The sequence below is a fragment of the Desulfopila aestuarii DSM 18488 genome, from assembly GCF_900143695.1.
Lineage (GTDB): Bacteria > Desulfobacterota > Desulfobulbia > Desulfobulbales > Desulfocapsaceae > Desulfopila > Desulfopila aestuarii.
The window spans coordinates 209,346-227,253 of record NZ_FRFE01000002.1; the positions used below are offsets into that span (position 1 = coordinate 209,346).

The following is a 17,908-nucleotide window of genomic DNA, read 5'->3' on the forward strand; positions in this document are numbered from 1 at the left end:
TAATACGGTGACATAACAACAAAGAAGATAAATTTACACAAAAAACAATCACATTCGACATCTAGCACGAATGCCATGCCATGATGAATATAGAAGAAATAGAAAAGAGACTTATTGCACTGGAAGACCAGGAAGAAATTAAAAAACTCCATCAGCACTACGTTGGCCTAATGGGCAATCTCGAGTTCGATAAAATTCCTGAGCTATTTGAACAGGATGCAATAGTAGAGATACGAAATCATGGGGCAAAACAAGGACTACAAGCTGTAACTGAATTATTCTCGGAAGTCTCAAAAAGACGTAAAGGTATAAAAGAAGGTCACATGGCAATACAGCCTGATATCTCTATAGAAGGGGAAACAGCTTTTGGAACTTGGTTAATCTATATCCTTTTCTCAAAGCCTTCCGTCCAATGGGTACAGGGGGTAAATGAATGTGAATATGTAAAGAAAAATGGAAAATGGAAATTCCGTAAACTCAAATTTACCCGTACGAACGCTTCACAAGCTGATATGTTTCCATAAGAAATGTATTGAATGACCTTTTTCATATGGTAGTCCCAAGGCAGATAATTGAATATTAAAACAATTGTTACATGGAACTATATTATTGATATTGCATATTTGGAATTCCTATTGAGCACCTCCGAAACATAAACATCTAACTGGGCTTTTAAGTGGAAAGATCTCAATTGAATTGAAATGCTATCTTTCACTCACCACAAACAACCAGTCACAAGGAGAGGTTATGAAAAATTCACTCATGGTTTTAGCAATAGTCACAATGGTCGGAGCCATGATTCAGGTTGGATGGGCCGACAACCTTCCAACGAAAGAAAAGCCTCTACTACTGAAACTCGCTACTCATGTTTTGCCCACGCATTTCCTAATGAGCAAAGAAATATTACCAGAGTGGGCAGGGCAGATTGAGGAGGAAACCGGTGGAAGAGTCAAGATAAAGATTTTTGACAGTCAGAGCATGGGAAAGCTACCCGAGGAATGGGACATGCTCAAAAGTGGCATGAGCGATATAGGGTGGATCGTTTTTCCATTTTATCGTGGGGTGTTTCCCTTATCTGAAATAATGTCTCAGCCAGGCCTCAAGCCAACAGAAGGTCAGGAAATTGATTATTATAACGCAATGTTTGAGAAGTATTTGAAGGCAGAATACAGTGAGGTCAAAGCTTTTTTTCCTACTATTTTGGGTGATACCTATCTCAATACAATACAACCTTTAAAAAATCTGGATGACCTCAAAGGGAGACAAATCAGATGCGGATCGTCACAAAAGGAATGGGTACAGGCCATTGGCGGTACTCCTGCTACGATGCCACCGTCTGAACTATATACTGCTCTTGAAAGAGGCATTGTCGATGGCGTTACCTTTCCAATGGATGCTGTCAAAAGTTATAAATTATATGAAGTAGCAAAGTATCATACACCTATGAATCTGGGTATGGGGATGGCAGTATTTGCTATGAACCAGAAAGTATGGGACAAATTGCCGACGGATATACAGCAGGTTTTCACAAAACTTAATCCGGAACTGCAGAAAAAAATGATTCATGCATGTCTTGATAATGCCCAAAAGGCGATTGCGATAGCCGAAAAGAATGGGAGCGTTGTATCAGCATTGTCTGACCAGGATGCGGCCAAGCTTGATACCCTGACATTCCCCCTGGCCGAAGCATGGGCTAAGGAAAAGGATGCCAAAGGATTGCCTGGAACAGAAGTCTTTCATTACTCCAAAAAACTACTCAACAAAAATTAACAACGCCTGCCTGCCACTAAGCCTCACCGCAACAAACGCACAATATCGTAAGATATTTTGATGGGTTTAGTAATAAGCAGATAATGAGGGATTATGTCGCACACCACTGAGCTAGAAAAACGGATTCAAAGAATAGAAGATTTGGAGGCTATTAAGAATCTTCACAGAACCTATATCTACCATGTCAATGCACAAGAGTGGGACGATGTCCTCGACTGTATAACTGAGGATGGGACTGTGGATCTCGCTTTGCACGGTTCGCATACGGGCAGTGCTGAACTTGCCGAGCTATTTAAAGTCAAAGTTGCCAAGGTTAATGAAAAATGGAATGGAGGGCATTTCGTTACCCAGCCGGTCATCACTGTTGACGGTGACAAGGCATCTGGTTTCTGGATGCTGTATATCATCGTTTTTGATGCAGAAACGGTTGTTGGGCCGACTTTACGCTGGATCCAAGGCAGACATGATTGTGAATATGTGAAGCAAGATGGACGATGGAAAATCAAATATGTCAAATTTTCGAGGCCATGGCCCGAGCCACCAAAGGGTTGAACCTGCTCATGGAGAGGTTTTCAATACATTCTTTGGCTTTCGAAATTGCCTGCCACATGGGATCATGCCGTATGTAGACAAATAGGGACAAAGGAAACCAAAATGGAGAAATCGGCAGCGAGCGAATCCAAATATGGCAAATACATTGTTAAGCAAACAATGGCCGAGCTCAACATTTCAGAACCTCAGCACAACACTTCACCCCTTTCTTATCCTGGGGCGATCACAACAATTTCCTTAGGTGGCCATGTCTTAGAAGGCAGCTTTTTACTACGGAATCGTTGGTTTCTAGAGCCATCTGAGACAGCACACGAGCCAGTAGCACATGCCCATGACACAGATGAGGCACTTGCCTTTTTTGGAAGTAATGGAAAAGACTGGAAAGACCTCGGAGGAGAAATTGAATTTTGGATAGAAAATGAAAAACATGTCATTACTGAGAGTTGTGTGATTTTCATTCCAAAAGGAACAATGCATTGCCCGCTTTGGATAAAAAAAGTGGTGAGTCCAATCTTTCACTACGCTGTATTACCCACAACTACCTACATCAAGGTCCGAGAAGAGAACTGCTTGTAAGTGAACAGAATGAAAGTGATAGATAAAGGCTCTTTTCCTATTTGAGCTGTCCAGCACCGGCAACTATAAGAAATAATTTTGTGTTCACAGGGAGATATACGATGAAAACTTTACGGATAGACATGTCGACCAGCACTATCAGAACTGAACCATCGCCCCAGGAATTATCGGAATTTGGCGGAAGAGGCTTGACTGCTGAAATACTACGTCGCGAAGTTCCCCCGACCTGTGATCCCCTCGGCCCTGAAAACAAACTCGTACTTGGCATGGGACTATTGGCCGGCACAATCTTTGTGAACTCCAGCCGAATTTCAGTTGGGGCCAAAAGCCCACTTACCGGGGGGATAAAAGAGAGTAATGCAGGGGGAACTATAGGATCTGCCCTTGGCAAAACAGGTCTCAAGACGGTCATCATCGAAGGACAACCACAGTCTGGTGAACAGTTCATCTTAAAAATTGACAAGGAAGGAAATGCAACACTGGATTCAGCTGCCGACTTCAAAGGACTTCGAACGTATGCATTGATGGAAAAGTTGACCGTCACCTACGGAGAAAAAATCGCCGTCCTGTGCATTGGTCCGGCAGGAGATCAGATGCTGGCATCCGCTTCCATACAGGCCTCTGATGTTGATGGACGCCCCTGCAGGGCCGCAGGCCGTGGCGGACTTGGCGCGGTTATGGGTTCAAAAGGATTAAAGGCCATTATTGTAGAGATGGGTGGAAATCACGGACCTGCCATTGCTGATCCTGATGCATTCAAAACTTCTTTAAAGAACTATTCTGCAGCTGTACAGGCTCATCCGGTGAGTGGTCAGGGCATGCCGCAATACGGTACTGCATCCATGGTAGCCCCAGTTAACTCCGTAGGCGCCTTCCCATCCTTCAATGCACGCCAGGGAACCATTGAAGGATGGGAGAAAATCAGCGGCGAGACCATGACTGATATTATGAAGAAACGAGGTGGAAACCCGACGCATCGCGGTTGTTCACAATGTATTATTCGCTGTTCCAATGTCTGGAATGATGAAAACGGTAAATATGTAACGAGCTCACTTGAATATGAAACGATCTGGGCCATGGGGGGTATGACCGGAATTCTTGATCTGGATATCATAGCCCGGCTCGATTACCTGTGTGACGACATAGGCCTCGACACCATGAACACCGGAGTGGCCGTCGCGGTGGCAATGGATGCCGGCTACAAGGAATTTGGTGATGGCCAGGCTGCCATAGATATGGTGGAAGCGGTCGCCGAAGGTTCTGAGATTGGAATACTCATTGGTACTGGACCGGCCGCTGTAGGCAAACATTTCAACAATCCTCGTGTTCCGGTGGTCAAAAATCAGTCAATTGCCGCTTACGACCCCAGGCCGATGCCGGCGAACGGGGTAACCTATGCCACCTCCCCTATGGGAGCAGACCATACTGCGGCAAATCTGGTCGGGGAATACTGCTCGGGAGTACTGAAAACAGATAGTCCGGAGGGACATGTAGAAGCCTCAAAAGGAATGCAGCCGATAATGGCCTTTGTCGACTGCACCGGTATGTGTCTTTTTGGCGCATTTGCCCTGGCAACTCCTGAAGGCGGTGAGGCATTTTTTGCCTCCATGAGTGCCCTGTTGGGACGGCCTTTTGGGCCAGAAGACATGATAGAAATGGGCACGAAGTGCCTCCAGACTGAACATGCTTTCAATCGAAATGCCGGACTCACCAAGGATGATGATCGACTGCCCGATTTTTTCAGCAAAGAGCCACTCGCCCCGACAAATGCTATCTTTTCCATTACCGATGGCGAACTGGACAGTGTATTTGCTGAATAAAAAGACTCAACATACAAAACCAGTGGATGTTTTTGGTAGCGATAGCTCCCAAAAAATACACAGTTTTTCACAGGAGATTTGCTCGTATGGATAACGTATTGGTGGAAAATCATGAAGCTGATGTGACTGTTATTGGCGGCGGGGGTGCCGGACTTGCGGCAGCACTTTCCGCCAGCGAAAACGGCTGTAAAAATATAATAGTGCTCGAAAAAGCAGGTATAGGTGGCAATTCATCCTTGGCCCACGATGTCTTTGGAACGGAGAGTCCAGTGCAAAAACGCATGGGGGTGGATGCCCGTAAGGATGACTTTTTCAGGATCGCTATGAACTGGGCACACTGGTCGAAGATTAACCCAAGAGTTGTCCGCGCCTTCATAGACAAATCAGGCGACACTATTCGGTGGCTTGAAGAGAAAGGGTTACGTTTCGAGCTTGGACAATATTACGTCAACCAGTCACCATTGGTGCGCCACACCATCGCTGGAGAAGGTGCTCATCTGATGAAAGTCCTCAAAAAGCTCTGCGAGGACGTTGGAGTGCGTTTACTGACACAATCAGCTGCTAAAAAAATTGTGCGCGACGGGAATGGTAGTGTGAAAGGAGTAATAGCAGAGTCAAAAGATACAAAACTGGTCATCAAGACCAAAAGCGTCATTCTTGCCACAGGTGGGTATGGGGCAAACCCAGATTTCCTCAAAAAGTCGCCCTATTACAATCCCGATACCATGGTGAATCATGGGGTGCGCGGCAACAAAGGAGATGGGATCGTGATGGCCACAGAGATCGGCGCTGCTACAGCAGGGATCGGCAACATCATGTTTCATGGGCCTTCGGCACCACGGTCTGCAGCATCTCTTATGAAGCTTGACGATAACGAATATCCTGTCTCAATACTGATCAGAGAGCCGGAAACCATGTGGCTTAACAAACTTGGTAAGCGGTTCATCGACGAGGGACATAACCTATCCTCCTTTGCCTCTGCTGGGCCTGCTGCCCAACAACCGGGCGGCGTTATGTTTACAGTGTTTGACGACCGGACACGGCAAATTATGGAAGAAGAGGGCATAATATGGCCCGGCGCATATGGTGGCCAAAAGCGGGAAACCAAAAAACATACACGACCCAATGTCGGTGAACCGCTACCCGGATTAGGCCGGGAACTCAGAATTCTGCAAGAGAAAGGCGTCGCGCTTAAAATCACGGATTCTCTTGAGGAACTTGCAGCTTTTATTGGTGCGAAACCCGAAGTACTGAAGAACAGTATTGAAGAATACAATGCCAGCTGTGCCAACGGTCATGACGCAGTTTTTTGCAAGGACAGGCGCTATCTCCTCCCCATGGCAACTCCTCCGTATTATGCGATCAGAGGTGCGGCTGGCATATGTGACGCAATCGGCGGTGTCAAAATTAATGAGCATATGGAAGTTGTCGATCATGAGGAGAACGCCATTCCTGGCCTCTTTGCCGCCGGCTCAACAACCGGAGGGTGGGAGACCGACAATTACTGCTACGAACTCACGGGGCACCTGCTGGGTTTTGCTTTGAATTCAGGCCGTATTGCCGGAGAAAATGTGGCAAAATATCTGCTCTGATGTATTGCATACGACTACATCACCAGTTCCGAGAACATGAACGAACCATTACTCGCCGGAGATTGCGGTTTCCATGGAAAAATATGAGCAAAGAATAGCAAAACTCGAAGCAATTGTAGAAGATCAACAGAAGCAGTTACAACTGTTGAAAGACACTGCAGATCTCCAGGAACTGCATACCAGTTATGCGTACTTACTGCTGACCAGGGAATGGGAGAAAATCGTAGAATTATTCACTGATGATGCTGTAGCCATTTTACATAGACGTGGGCGGTTTGAAGGTAAGGAGGAGCTCATTCAAATCTTCAAAGAGATTACCAAAAACAATCGTGGCAAAGGCAGGGATGGTCACCTCGCCTTGCAGCCAAGTATCCAGGTAAAAGGAAATACAGCAACCGCCAATTGGCTAATGTACATTATGATGCTTGACCCCAAAGGCGGATACGAAAACACCTGGATGCATGGCAGACATGACATGCGCTATGTCCGCATCAATGGGAAATGGAAAATTCAATACATGCTATTTACAGCCCCATGGCCAAGAGAAGAGTGGTCGCAACCCACTTTGGAGCAATTAGCGAATTGGGAAAAAAATGGCCTATGATATCCATCGAAATGGAAAAGAATAGCAACTCTTCAGCCAAGACCTCAAGATCAATGAATCTTTAAGCGAGTCATCATAACTTTAAAAAATGAAACAACAGCGTCAGATCGAAGGGTTCTCGATCTCGTTGCATAGTACTTATAATCAATGGACCCGAATCTATCTCTTGATATCGGGTTTGTGCTGTCTTTCTCTGTGTGGTCAGCCCTGATTTCCGACTTTTGGGGAATCACACTGTTTTGCGCTAAATCATCACGTACCTTCCCCAGCCAGATATCCCCAAAATAACCATTAGCACCCATGATAATCTCCTCGCTGATACAATCTTAATTGTATTCACTCCATAGCACTATCATACCTCAGTCATAAAATAATACATTGCTAACCAAGCTTAATATGCTAAGCTTCACGCAATATTTACTAACCCATTCATGATATCGCGCAATAATGGATAACTACGACTTGAAAATACTCGAGTGTTTACAAGAAGACGCTCGCATTCCAAACGTTTCTTTAGCCGAAGCGATTCACCTGTCTCCTGCCCCATGTCTTAGACGAGTTCGCGAATTAGAAAAGCAAGGGGTGATCCGCAATTACACTGCCATACTTGATCCAGAGAAGGTGGGTTGGAATGTCAGTGTCTTTATTGAGATTCGGCTAGAAAAGCAGATATTGGGTTATCTCAAGGTATTTGAGGAGACGGTGGAGCAATATCCAGAAGTGATGGAATGCTACCAGATGACCGGTGCATCAGACTATTTATTAAGAGTCGTAGCCAAAAATCTGCGATCACTTCAAACATTTATAACAGAAAGACTTGCAACCATCCCAAACGTTGCCAACATAAATTCAAGCGTTGCCTTAAAGCAAGTGAAGTACAAAACAGCGCTCCCTATTTCTGGCTCAACAGATACACCATAAATCAGGTTTGAATTGTATGTGTTCTGGTGGATGCTGGAATGCAAGAAGGGATAAGATCAAAATTGACCTTATCCCCTGAAACAACACAAAGTATACTTTCGTCTGAAATATGATTATCCCATCAAAGAAGGAAGCACTACTGTTGTACCGTTGGGATTAAACGCTTCATCCAGCTTTTTCGACCATATATGGTAATTCGACACCTCCGGCCCAACGACCGAAAGAGGCAGATGTGTTGGCGGATTCAGGTGATCCTCAAGGGCTTTCCGGGCTGTCGTCTGTTGCCAATCTATAATGGCATCCAATGATTCGGGATGTGGCGAAGGATCAAAGAATATTTCGGTTTTGCCAAGATGTGAGTTCTCAACAGACCAGCCAAAATAGACGCCGCCATCATCTGCTCCCAAGCCTTTCTTGATCAGCTCTTTCTTTCTGTTTGCAGCCTCGTCGATCCACTTGATATTAACGTCCCTCTGTCCCATGATCTGGAAGCCGTACGCTTTTCCGCCAACAGGACGCAAACGGAAGGTTTCTCGAATAGAAACGCTGATCCTTACTCCATGGATAAGGACAAGTGCACCGACCTTAGGATCTTCGACCATCGCGAGCGACTTGCCACCTGTATCGCTGATAATCTTATCTAAGACTTTCTGATCGTATTCAAACTCTTCCGGAGAGTTGGCCGCCACTATGACATAAAAGCCTGGCCCCTGGACCTCTTTATTGAGCTTCTCAATAACTTCTAGCTCCATCTCCATGTTGGGCGATATATTAGCCGAGAGCATTGCCACATTAAAACCCATGAGGGCGAACATGATTTCACTTTCGCCAATCTTTAATTCTGCCTCGTACATTTGGGGAACCGAAGGAAAGCTGTAATACCGTACCATAAAGTTCGGTGGGATCTCTTTCAGGTTATAATTTGGTGACTGCCCTTCCAATTCAAATGCTGCAGGTCCTGGCCAGTGATAGAGCTTCATGGCAGCTTTAGTGATCACCCCACCTTCAGCCAGGGCATCACCGCTTCCTCTACCGCTGATTACACCTCTGAGAGAAGGTCCCGGGCCGTCGCCGCAGAACCATTCATGAGTAGAGCCTAGGGCGCCTAATTTGAGTACATCGCCGGCAGGAGTTACCCATTCCATACCCAGCTGATTTCGGTCATCGCCGCCTGTACTCAAATCCATATGACCATGTCCCCGGATAATCGCTGTGCACTGAGCCCCGGACCCCTTAATGCTGCAGTTCAGGCCTCTTTTCATCAATTCTGCCTGAAGTTCCGCTGAGGTCACATAAGGCTCAACCACGGCGTACATGTCTTTCTCATTAATCTCAATGATCTTGTTCATTCTTCGCATGTCGAGATAGATGCAACCTTGAGGCATTGCTGCTCGAATGAAGCCTGTAGACATAACGGTAAACTGTATATTGAGTCTATTGCACAATTTGACGATCGCTTGAACCTGTTCTGTATCCTTAGGAAGAACAACAGCACCGATCTGACCGCTATGATACGAAGGCATAATCGCGAGGTCTCCGCAGATATTCTCTTCTCCGACGATATCTTCAAATTTCTTATACACTTCTGGGCTTAGAAACATGGCTTTTCACTCCTCTTTAGATTGCTTTCTCTACCAATTCAACAATATCGTAGACTTTGAGCTTACTGCCGCTGGCCATGATTGCTTCCTTGAAATTCTTCTCACACCAGGGACAGGTAGTGACAATGGCCTCAGCACCAGTAGATAGAGCCTCTTCGATTCGTTCTTTACCAGTCCACATTGCAAACTCAGGATTTGATTCGCTCACACCGCCTCCAGAACCACAGCACCAGGCGTATTCTTTTATCCTGGTCATCTCAGAAAGAGTCAGACCAGGAATACTCGCCAAAACGTCACGAGGTGGCTGATAGACACCATGTTCGCCGCGTCGATAGTCTTTGGGTGGATCAAACATGAACCTGTTCCCCGGCTTTCGTACTCCTTTCCAATGCTTATACGATTCGCCTTTTCTCCCGAGGTTGCAGGGATCATGGTAGGTCACGGTCATGTTGACTTTTTGGGTCAGTTTGAGTTTTCCCTCTTTCATGAGCATGTCGATATATTCTGAGATATGGAGCACTTCAAGATCGCCTTTGACGCCAAACTTGTCATAGAGCACCTTGAAGGCCTGGTAACCATCAGCGCAACCGGTTACCACTGTCTTAACTCCGGCTTTCTTGATCAACGCCATGTTCTTTTTGGCTTGGCTGCGAGCATCTTCTTCATAACCCATCTGGTACGCCCGTCCGCCGCAACAAACCTCTACGTCTCCCGCAATTCCAAAATTCACACCGGCCTTTTGCAATATTTTGGCAGTGGCCTGAGCCAGCTTGTGCATTTTAGGATCGAAGCTGGTTTTACAGCCGACATGAAAGAGCACATCCACTTGCTCTTGAGCGGCATTTTTTAGATTAAGTCCAGCCGCCCAGTCGCCCCGTTTTCCTTTAACAGGTACCATGGAGTTGGTTTTGCGAAGACCTTCTATCACCTTCTCCAGAGCAGGATGCGTTTGCCCGTCTTTAACACTTTCAACCCTGAACTCACTGATCGGCTCGTTGACCTGCATATCCATGGCGTAGTTACATGATACCCCGCAAGCACCACACATATTGCAGTTATAGGTTATTTCCTTAAGTTTCTCGCTATAGTCCATTTCGCCTTTGAGCATGGAGTACATTGAAAGCAACCTGCCGCCACCGGAGTAGGCGTTAAAGTTGTACTTAGCAATGCTGGGGCAGGCGTATGAATACTTACTTCCTTTTACTTTTTGCAGAGGTATGAATTTACAGCATGAACAACGACAGCATTTCTCCACGTCACCGCGATAATCTTTTATTGACATTTCCGCTCCTTAATAGCAGAGATTATTAAATTTTTTATATTCCATTCACCCTAAAAGCACAGTTTCCCGGGGTTTAAAATATTATTAGGGTCGAATATGTTCTTAACTTTGGTTAACGCAGTGACGGTAGCTGCATCTCTATTCATAATTGCATCTGTACTTTTACCGTAAGGCCTGGAGAAAAATGCACCCTTGTCCATTAAAGATAGAGTAGCTGCAGTAGATAGCTGACTGACCTGATTGATCTCGGACGGACTTTGCGGATCATAAAAGATATTGAACTCACAATGATAACTCGATCCCTGTACTCCCGGCTGAATATAAACCCCTATGTCGGAGGCTGGGTAACTGGCTTTATTTGCCTCAATGTTCATTGCATCAAGCAAGCCTGGCAGCTTGTCTGCGATTGACAGGAAGAAAATATCATGGCTCGCCCCTTTATAACGAAGTTTCCAATAGGGCTCTTCTGAAGGCCGATGGACCTTTTGCAGCAACTCACCGGCTGAGATACCAGCTAATGCTTTGGTGGATTCAACTGCTATCTTTTGAGTCAGAGATTGAATGTTCTTTTTCCTGTAGCTCACTCGCTCTTCCGGATAGTATTCATAGCCAGCTAAATTATAGAAAAGAATCCAGGGTGGAAGTGCATGTTTGATCGCCTGATAATCACATGGCCAATTTTTCGCCATGATTGCTGCGAGGTTGGTATTGTTCAAAATAAAGCATTCGTTCACCAGCCTTAACCGTATCAACCAATGACTGAGCTCAAAAAGTCTTTCAACATAGGGAGAACCGACCAAGAAAGGTTCTTCCAATGTCGGGAGGATTTCACAGCGTATTGACGCCCAGGTTGCAATACCCATTGTCCCCTGCGCTCCCTGGAATAGCCTGTGCCAACATGTCGATCCCGGTCCGTACGGTGCTTTTTGCACTGCCCCCGCCTCCCACTGCTCCTCTATCGTGCCAGGCCCCGCCGCTTGGCCTGTTCTAAACTCCTCACCGGTTCCGACTATCAACCCAAGACAAGCCAGCGGGTCAGATATATCCCACTGATATGTTGGCATCGTTACTGGCTCTCTCTCAAGCAGACTGCCAACGACAGATTTTGACTTACGCGGCAATAACGGCAAATTGAGCCTGATTCCTTCTTTTTCCACTGCAGGTATGAGTTCCTCAAAGGTCACCCCAGGCTCACACATGGCCACTCGATGATACCTGTCCGTCCGCATGATTTTTTTCATGCCGCTTAAATCCAGCACCACAGCGCCTCCACTACCTGGAACAGTATCACCTCTGAAGTGCTGGGCACCTGAACTTACCGGCACCAGTGGCGTCTTCGTCTCATTGGCAAGCTTGACTAACTGAGCGATCTCGTTGGCATTCTTTGGCTTGATAACGAAATCAGGTCGTAACGTATTAACGAAACTGAGATCCTTGGAATACGTATCGAGGGTCGATGACTCATCTGTGACATTCTTTTCACCTACAATTTTTACCAAAGTATCTTTCTGAAACATAATCTGCTCCTAAGTTATTTCCGCCATTTACCTATTGAACTTTGATTTCCTCTAAACACTATTTTTGATGAAGAGGGATCAGAATGTAGGTTTTGAAACAGGATTGACTTACCAACCTAACTCTCTATAAATAGGCCAATTCCTGTCACGACTTTTTTGAAAAATCTTCCACTCCATCTTGACCGTTATTTTCACAACCCCACGCTCAGTGCTTGGCGCTGAGTTTAATTTTCTATTCACCGGATACCGTTCAACAGGCAGAACCGGAATACCTCTCTGCAAAGTCTACAAATTCCCATACATGGGTACAATTTATATATATGATGTCATATGTGATGTCAAGCTCAATATCATAATCGCATCCATTTTACGGAAAACTGTTGAACGTAGAACCACTTTACTGATAGGTAGCGAGGGTGTTGAATAGCCTCAGCGCTGGGCTAAGAAGTGAAAGCAGATGAAGACATCAAGCGTAAACAGGAAAGTATCGTCGAAAACAGGTACTGGGTGCCACTTGTGGTGACGACCATATTCTATATGCGGTCTCTAACTCTTCTTGATGAGAATCACCCCGTCAGAAGAAGTGACACGGTAATCGAGTTTACTCAGGAGTTGGCGAGGAGCGTACAGAAAGGTTTTCAGGGGGTTGCATGAGGCTACCGTTTACTAACAGCAACCGCAGGCATGGGTTGGCCAGCAACACATTTCCGGACATAGATCATTATGATCAAAGGAAAGAGACCACAGAGGAAAAAGCCCAGCACTAATGGCAGGACTGTGCCATTATAGCATTGCCCGATCGTTCCTCCTACCGCAACAGACAAGAGCATTTGCACCGAGCTGATAACGGAAGTCGCAATCCCTGCGATGTGTCCCATGGGCTGCAGGGCCATAGAATTGAATGTGCCGAAAAGAACTCCGAAACTGAAAAATGCAACTGCAAGATAGGTTAAAAAAATATGCAGGTTCGGATGACCCAAGAAATTTCGCGCATACAGATAGAAAACACAAGAGACCACGGCAAGCATCAATAAAGACAAAAAACTGAGCTTTTCCATCCCAAACCTCATGACAAGCCTAGAGGTTACAAAAGATGAGAAACCTATTGCAATGGCAAGCCCGCCAAAATACAGAGAGAAAGCATTACCGAGTTCGTACTGCACTTGCAAAATCTGTTGAGCAGAACTGAGATATCCGAGGAAGGCACCGTAAATCATCCCTGATGCTATCGTGTAATATCGAGTAATCGGGTTTTTACATGTTTCAATCACCCCGGAGATAATCGTTGCAACTGAAAAGGCCTGCCTTCTCTCTATTGGCAAAGTCTCTGGTTGGCGAATCACAAACCACAATATTGCGAATACACCGATAATGAGAATAAATCCAAAAATAGATCTCCATCCCGCAACAAACAGAATAACCTGCCCTATTGAAGGGGCAAGCGCTGGAACCATGATGAATATGACCAATATGAGCGACATCACCCGAGCCATCTCTCTGCCCTCAAGCTTGTCCCGAATCATAGCCATAGGGATAATTCTGCAGGTCGCGGCACCGAACCCCTGACAAGCTCTACCTATAAGAAGGAAGGTAAAGTTCGTTGCCAGGATTGAAAGTAAACTTCCCAGGATTAAAATCGATATCCCAAGATAAACAGCTTTTTTCCTGCCATATGAGTCAGATAGAGGGCCATAAAGCATTTGCCCAACTGATAGACCGAAGAAAAACGTATAAATAACCAGCTGGTTATCGTTTGGGTTCTTCACGCCCAAACTTTCTCCTATCACCCCTAAAGCAGGCAAAACTGCATCAATCGTCAAGGCAACCAGGGACATCAACAGTGCCATAAGACAAATCAATTCCGTATTGCCGCCTTGCGATGTGCTTTTTTTCATTTATTCCTTTGTTATGACCACAGTTCGTTCACCAACCTCAATACCGAAAGGCCGTCCGAGAAGAGAGATATCCTCCAAATGCGATCTGGAGATCAACTGGCAGCACGTGTATTTGCAGAACCGCTTTTGGAACGTTGCTTTTCCCCGGCATAGGCTTTGATGTTGAGGATAAATGCAATTGCAATCAATACAGCAGCTGCGCAGAAGGCATCATGCAAACCACGTATTTGCGCCTGAACCGGTGCAACAGATGCCCCTACCTCGGTACCGGCCCCTGCATAGAAGATAGTGCGCCCGGCCCAGATAGCACCAATGACAGCCACACCGACAGTTTGACCTAAGGTTCGTGACTGGGCCATCATTCCGGAGACAATGCCCATTTGATGTCGCGGTGCCGCCCCCATAATAGCACTGTTGTTGGGCGACAGGAATATACCTATCCCCGCACCAATGGCAAAGATACGCACAGCATAGCCCCAGAGGGAGGTATCCTGATTCAGGCTGCTGGCGCTCAAAAAACCGACAAACATCAACCCCAGGCCAACCATTATGATTTTTCGGCCACTCATACGGTCTGACAACGAACCTGCAATGGGCGAAGTCACCCCCAGCATCACCGGAATTATGCCCATGAGCAACCCCACCTTTATTGAAGGAAGGCCGAGGATATTTTCCAGATAAAACGGGAGAAGAATGATGCTGCCCCCCAGAGCAACAAAGCTGATAAAACCTGTGGTCAGATTCACACTGAACAGTGAGTTCTTAAACAATTGCGGGTCAATCATAGGTTGGTGAACTTTGTGCTCGATGAAGACAAATATCACAAGTATGGCTAGACCACCCCCTGTAATTACCCAGACAAGTGGATGGGAAAATCCCTGTTTTTGTCCAAACGTCAAGCCCAGCAATAACGACAGTAAACCAAAACAAAGAAACGAAGCCCCTAAAAGATCAAAGTGCTGGCCGCCCTTGGGTTTAAAATCAGGCACAAAGCGATACGCCATGATAATTCCGAGTGTCGCGACAGGCAGATTGACAAAAAATATCCAGTGCCACGAGAGAAATCCGAGGATGACACCCCCCAGAGCCGGACCGGTTATGATTCCTGCGGACACGATTGCTCCGATCAGGCCCATGGCCCTGCCCCTCTCTTCCGCAGGAAATGCTTCCGTAACTATGGCAGCTCCAAGGGCCATGACCATAGCGGCACCAATAGCCTGCAGCATCCGAAAACCAATAAGCCAGTTCACCGTCATCGACAATCCACACAGGACGGACCCCAGGGTAAAAATGGCAAATCCAAGCATATAGATAGTCTTTTTACCAACCATATCCGCAAGCCGTCCGATGCCGGCCATGGTGCAGGTAATGGTGAGCAGATAGGCTAACACAACCCATTGGACATTTGCGAATTCGGTATGCAGAGCACGAACCAGCGTTGGAAGCGAGACGTTAATTATGCTGGTATCGAGCGTCGCGAGAAATACCCCTGTGCCTACTGCCGCCAGGATGTGCCATTTGCGGCTGTAGTCTATCGTATCGGAGTTGGGCATAGTCTATATTTGCAGGCCGTGAGTGAGCCTTGAAAAATTTATGGTGCAGTCCACACTCCGACTCTACCCTTCAACTGTTTGAAAAAGCACACCGGAGATCAATCTGTGCCGTCACAGGAACGAACCTGTTGATGAACGGTACATCTTCACATTCTGTTACGTTGAACATATTACCGCTCTCTGGATAGTCTGGAGATTTTCAATCCGTTGTCGACCAGATATACATGCTGGCCGTTCTCTCCATATATTCTACTTCAACAACTCTGTCGGCTGGCCCACCTGCGACCCCATAACAGACATGTAACGGTAATAAATGCTCCTCGCGAGGATGACAGTATCTCGCAGCGCGACTATCATCCCAACGAACAAGCTGCTGTTCTCTTTCTGATTCTGACAACTCTCTACTGACCATAACATTTCTCAGCCAGCCCTCAAACTCCTGATTCAGTCCAATCGTCGCAGCGGTTGGCGGTTCTCGAAAGGCCCTGAGATTATGAAAGGACGAGCCAGAACCGATGATTAAAATATTTTCTTTTCGCAACTCTCGTATGGCCTTGCCCAATTGCATGTGCTGGCCAGGATCCAGACTGCTCAAAAGAGATAACTGCAAACACGGTACAATTGCATCCGGATACATGAGCATGAGCGGCACAAAAAGACCGTGGTCGTAGCCTCGCGTACTATCCAGGGATGATTTTATACCGCTGGCATTGAGGATAGTCGATATCCTTCTTGCGAGTTCGGGATGACCGGGAGCCGGATAGGTAATCCTATATGACTCTTCTGGAAAACCATAATAATCGTACAGCATTTCAGGATGCGGAGAACTTTGAACAACCGGTGCATCTTCTTCCCAGTGAGCACTGATCACCAGGATCGCCTGTGGGGAAATGAGCAATGTCGGCACCTCTTGAAAAAAATCGATCAGATTTGCATGCCGAGGGTCCTTGAGTAAGGGCCATGGTCCGCCACCATGAGAGATAAAAATAATTGAGCCTAGCTGCTGATCGCCCGCACCATAAACCGTTTTGCTCCCCATACCTGGTCCCCTTTTTACACGTGTTTGTTTGCCGCCTCGAGTTGAAAAGGTGAAAATCACATCAACATAAAATCACATCATTCTAACTACCCTGAAAAATTCTCATTTTGCCTTAGGTCTACAATGAGCACGAAAACATGTTCTTCCAATAGTTGAGAATGAAAATTAGATGTGGAATGCTAAAATCGTCCAGAAAACACCACCCATAACTTCATTTTTCTGGAAGAATTGTGCATGGACAAGGAGAGTGTTCTATAGGCATAGAATTGACAGTTTCGATGTCGCCCCAGGCGACATCGAACAGATCAATCGATGAAATGCTGCTGCAAAAAATGCTAATTTACACCGGTAGGAACAACCAAGGTTGGAATTTTAGACTTTTTCAATATCGCTTTGATGTTATGACCAACCGAGGTTCCTGACAATAACCCCTTACTGGCCCCCATAACAATCAGATCGCACGAGTGTTCTGCAGCCTGTGCCAAAATTTCTTCAACAACCTCACCATCTTTAACGATTATCTCATGCTGAAGCACACCGCATTTATCATTTTCAATATTTGCTTCCCGACAAAATTCGCTCAACGCGGTACGTACCATTTGCTTGGGAGATACCTTACCCACAAGTGCGTGCCGGGCTTCTTCTTTGTTTTTCAATAAAATTTCACTCCACTCCGTAATACCAAACAGCCCCCTCAAACGACTGTCATAGTTTTCTGGCATCTTCTCAATGACATGCAACAGAATAATCTTTGCATTGAGTTGAGTGGCCAATACAGCTACATGGTTAAAGGTAACCCTGCTGGTATCCGAAAGATTTGACGTGAAAAGGATGGTTTTAATGCTTTTCAACATAATTTGTAGACTCCTTAGTAAGAATAAAAGTTCGATTGTTGCTCAATGCTCAAGCGTCCGATGATCACCTGCTCCCGAGATCACGAGTGGAGCAATTTGCCACATGATCACGAACAGATTATGCGCCCAACAAAACACCTTAAAAAAGTAAATCGTAAAACAGGTTAAAGCAATGACCGTGAAAACCGGCTTTCACTGCATATGCTTGTCGATTTTTCTGCCAGGGCGAATTCAATTCCTGGTTAAGGTAATCTTCATTGCGGGATAAGTACTGCACCGCCACCGCCCCTGATACCTGCTTGCTACCGGTCTGGCTTTTCAACAAACCGGTA

17 protein-coding genes are annotated in these 17,908 nt (G+C 46.0%); 9 read left to right on the plus strand and 8 right to left on the minus strand.

What is annotated here, in order from left to right:
• The first annotated feature begins 80 nt into the window (after window positions 1–80).
• The 7 genes from BUF15_RS02735 to BUF15_RS02765 all read left to right on the plus strand — a co-directional run bounded on the left by BUF15_RS02735 (window position 81) and on the right by BUF15_RS02765 (window position 6,914).
• Window positions 81–524 (plus strand): nuclear transport factor 2 family protein, encoded by a 444-nt coding sequence (locus BUF15_RS02735; RefSeq protein WP_073611922.1) that lies wholly within the window; start codon window positions 81–83, stop codon window positions 522–524.
• A 223-nt stretch (window positions 525–747) separates the two neighbouring features.
• Window positions 748–1,770 carry a TRAP transporter substrate-binding protein gene (locus BUF15_RS02740; protein WP_073611923.1) on the plus strand — a complete coding sequence of 341 codons (1,023 nt, stop codon included), beginning with the start codon at window positions 748–750 and terminating at the stop codon, window positions 1,768–1,770.
• 93 nt (window positions 1,771–1,863) lie between these two features.
• Window positions 1,864–2,322 carry a nuclear transport factor 2 family protein gene (locus BUF15_RS02745; protein WP_073611924.1) on the plus strand — a complete coding sequence of 153 codons (459 nt, stop codon included), beginning with the start codon at window positions 1,864–1,866 and terminating at the stop codon, window positions 2,320–2,322.
• 102 nt (window positions 2,323–2,424) lie between these two features.
• Window positions 2,425–2,898 carry a hypothetical protein gene (locus BUF15_RS02750; protein ID WP_073611925.1) on the plus strand — a complete coding sequence of 158 codons (474 nt, stop codon included), beginning with the start codon at window positions 2,425–2,427 and terminating at the stop codon, window positions 2,896–2,898.
• A gap of 101 nt (window positions 2,899–2,999) precedes the next feature.
• Window positions 3,000–4,718: an aldehyde ferredoxin oxidoreductase family protein gene (locus BUF15_RS02755; protein ID WP_073611926.1), complete on the plus strand. Its 1,719-nt coding sequence runs from the start codon at window positions 3,000–3,002 to the stop codon at window positions 4,716–4,718.
• 86 nt (window positions 4,719–4,804) lie between these two features.
• Window positions 4,805–6,310 carry an FAD-dependent oxidoreductase gene (locus BUF15_RS02760; protein WP_073611927.1) on the plus strand — a complete coding sequence of 502 codons (1,506 nt, stop codon included), beginning with the start codon at window positions 4,805–4,807 and terminating at the stop codon, window positions 6,308–6,310.
• A gap of 73 nt (window positions 6,311–6,383) precedes the next feature.
• On the plus strand, window positions 6,384–6,914 hold the full coding sequence (locus BUF15_RS02765) for a nuclear transport factor 2 family protein (RefSeq protein ID WP_073611928.1): 531 nt from the start codon (window positions 6,384–6,386) through the stop codon (window positions 6,912–6,914).
• A gap of 50 nt (window positions 6,915–6,964) precedes the next feature.
• On the opposite strand, the gene BUF15_RS02770 is transcribed toward BUF15_RS02765, so the two are convergent.
• Window positions 6,965–7,216, minus strand: coding sequence for a hypothetical protein (locus BUF15_RS02770; RefSeq protein WP_073611929.1), 252 nt, complete (start codon window positions 7,214–7,216; stop codon window positions 6,965–6,967).
• Between the two features lie 145 nt (window positions 7,217–7,361).
• Here BUF15_RS02770 and BUF15_RS02775 point away from each other — a divergent pair, with 145 nt between their 5' ends.
• Window positions 7,362–7,835 carry an Lrp/AsnC family transcriptional regulator gene (locus tag BUF15_RS02775; RefSeq protein WP_073611930.1) on the plus strand — a complete coding sequence of 158 codons (474 nt, stop codon included), beginning with the start codon at window positions 7,362–7,364 and terminating at the stop codon, window positions 7,833–7,835.
• 113 nt (window positions 7,836–7,948) lie between these two features.
• Here the strand turns inward: BUF15_RS02775 and BUF15_RS02780 are convergent, their stop codons facing one another.
• The 3 genes from BUF15_RS02780 to BUF15_RS02790 are packed head-to-tail and all read right to left on the minus strand — an operon-like array spanning window position 7,949 to window position 12,235.
• Window positions 7,949–9,436: an FAD-binding oxidoreductase gene (locus tag BUF15_RS02780; protein WP_073611931.1), complete on the minus strand. Its 1,488-nt coding sequence runs from the start codon at window positions 9,434–9,436 to the stop codon at window positions 7,949–7,951.
• Window positions 9,437–9,452: 16 nt separating this feature from the next.
• The gene (locus tag BUF15_RS02785) at window positions 9,453–10,718 is read right to left on the minus strand and encodes a (Fe-S)-binding protein (RefSeq protein ID WP_073611932.1); all 1,266 of its coding nucleotides are present in this window, start codon (window positions 10,716–10,718) and stop codon (window positions 9,453–9,455) included.
• A gap of 50 nt (window positions 10,719–10,768) precedes the next feature.
• Window positions 10,769–12,235, minus strand: coding sequence for an FAD-binding oxidoreductase (locus BUF15_RS02790; RefSeq protein ID WP_073611933.1), 1,467 nt, complete (start codon window positions 12,233–12,235; stop codon window positions 10,769–10,771).
• A 447-nt stretch (window positions 12,236–12,682) separates the two neighbouring features.
• Between BUF15_RS02790 and BUF15_RS02795 the strand changes: the two genes are divergently transcribed.
• Window positions 12,683–12,889 (plus strand): hypothetical protein, encoded by a 207-nt coding sequence (locus BUF15_RS02795; protein WP_073611934.1) that lies wholly within the window; start codon window positions 12,683–12,685, stop codon window positions 12,887–12,889.
• Window positions 12,890–12,891: 2 nt separating this feature from the next.
• Here the strand turns inward: BUF15_RS02795 and BUF15_RS02800 are convergent, their stop codons facing one another.
• From BUF15_RS02800 to BUF15_RS02815, 4 genes are all read right to left on the minus strand, one after another.
• On the minus strand, window positions 12,892–14,130 hold the full coding sequence (locus BUF15_RS02800; RefSeq protein WP_073611935.1) for a multidrug effflux MFS transporter: 1,239 nt from the start codon (window positions 14,128–14,130) through the stop codon (window positions 12,892–12,894).
• A gap of 92 nt (window positions 14,131–14,222) precedes the next feature.
• Complete coding sequence (locus BUF15_RS02805; RefSeq protein ID WP_073611936.1) at window positions 14,223–15,683, minus strand: MFS transporter; 1,461 nt, start codon at window positions 15,681–15,683, stop codon at window positions 14,223–14,225.
• A 199-nt stretch (window positions 15,684–15,882) separates the two neighbouring features.
• Window positions 15,883–16,722, minus strand: a complete 840-nt coding sequence (locus BUF15_RS02810) for a DODA-type extradiol aromatic ring-opening family dioxygenase (protein ID WP_073611937.1) — start codon at window positions 16,720–16,722, stop codon at window positions 15,883–15,885.
• 335 nt (window positions 16,723–17,057) lie between these two features.
• Window positions 17,058–17,576, minus strand: a complete 519-nt coding sequence (locus tag BUF15_RS02815; RefSeq protein WP_073611938.1) for a universal stress protein — start codon at window positions 17,574–17,576, stop codon at window positions 17,058–17,060.
• Window positions 17,577–17,908 lie beyond the last annotated feature (332 nt).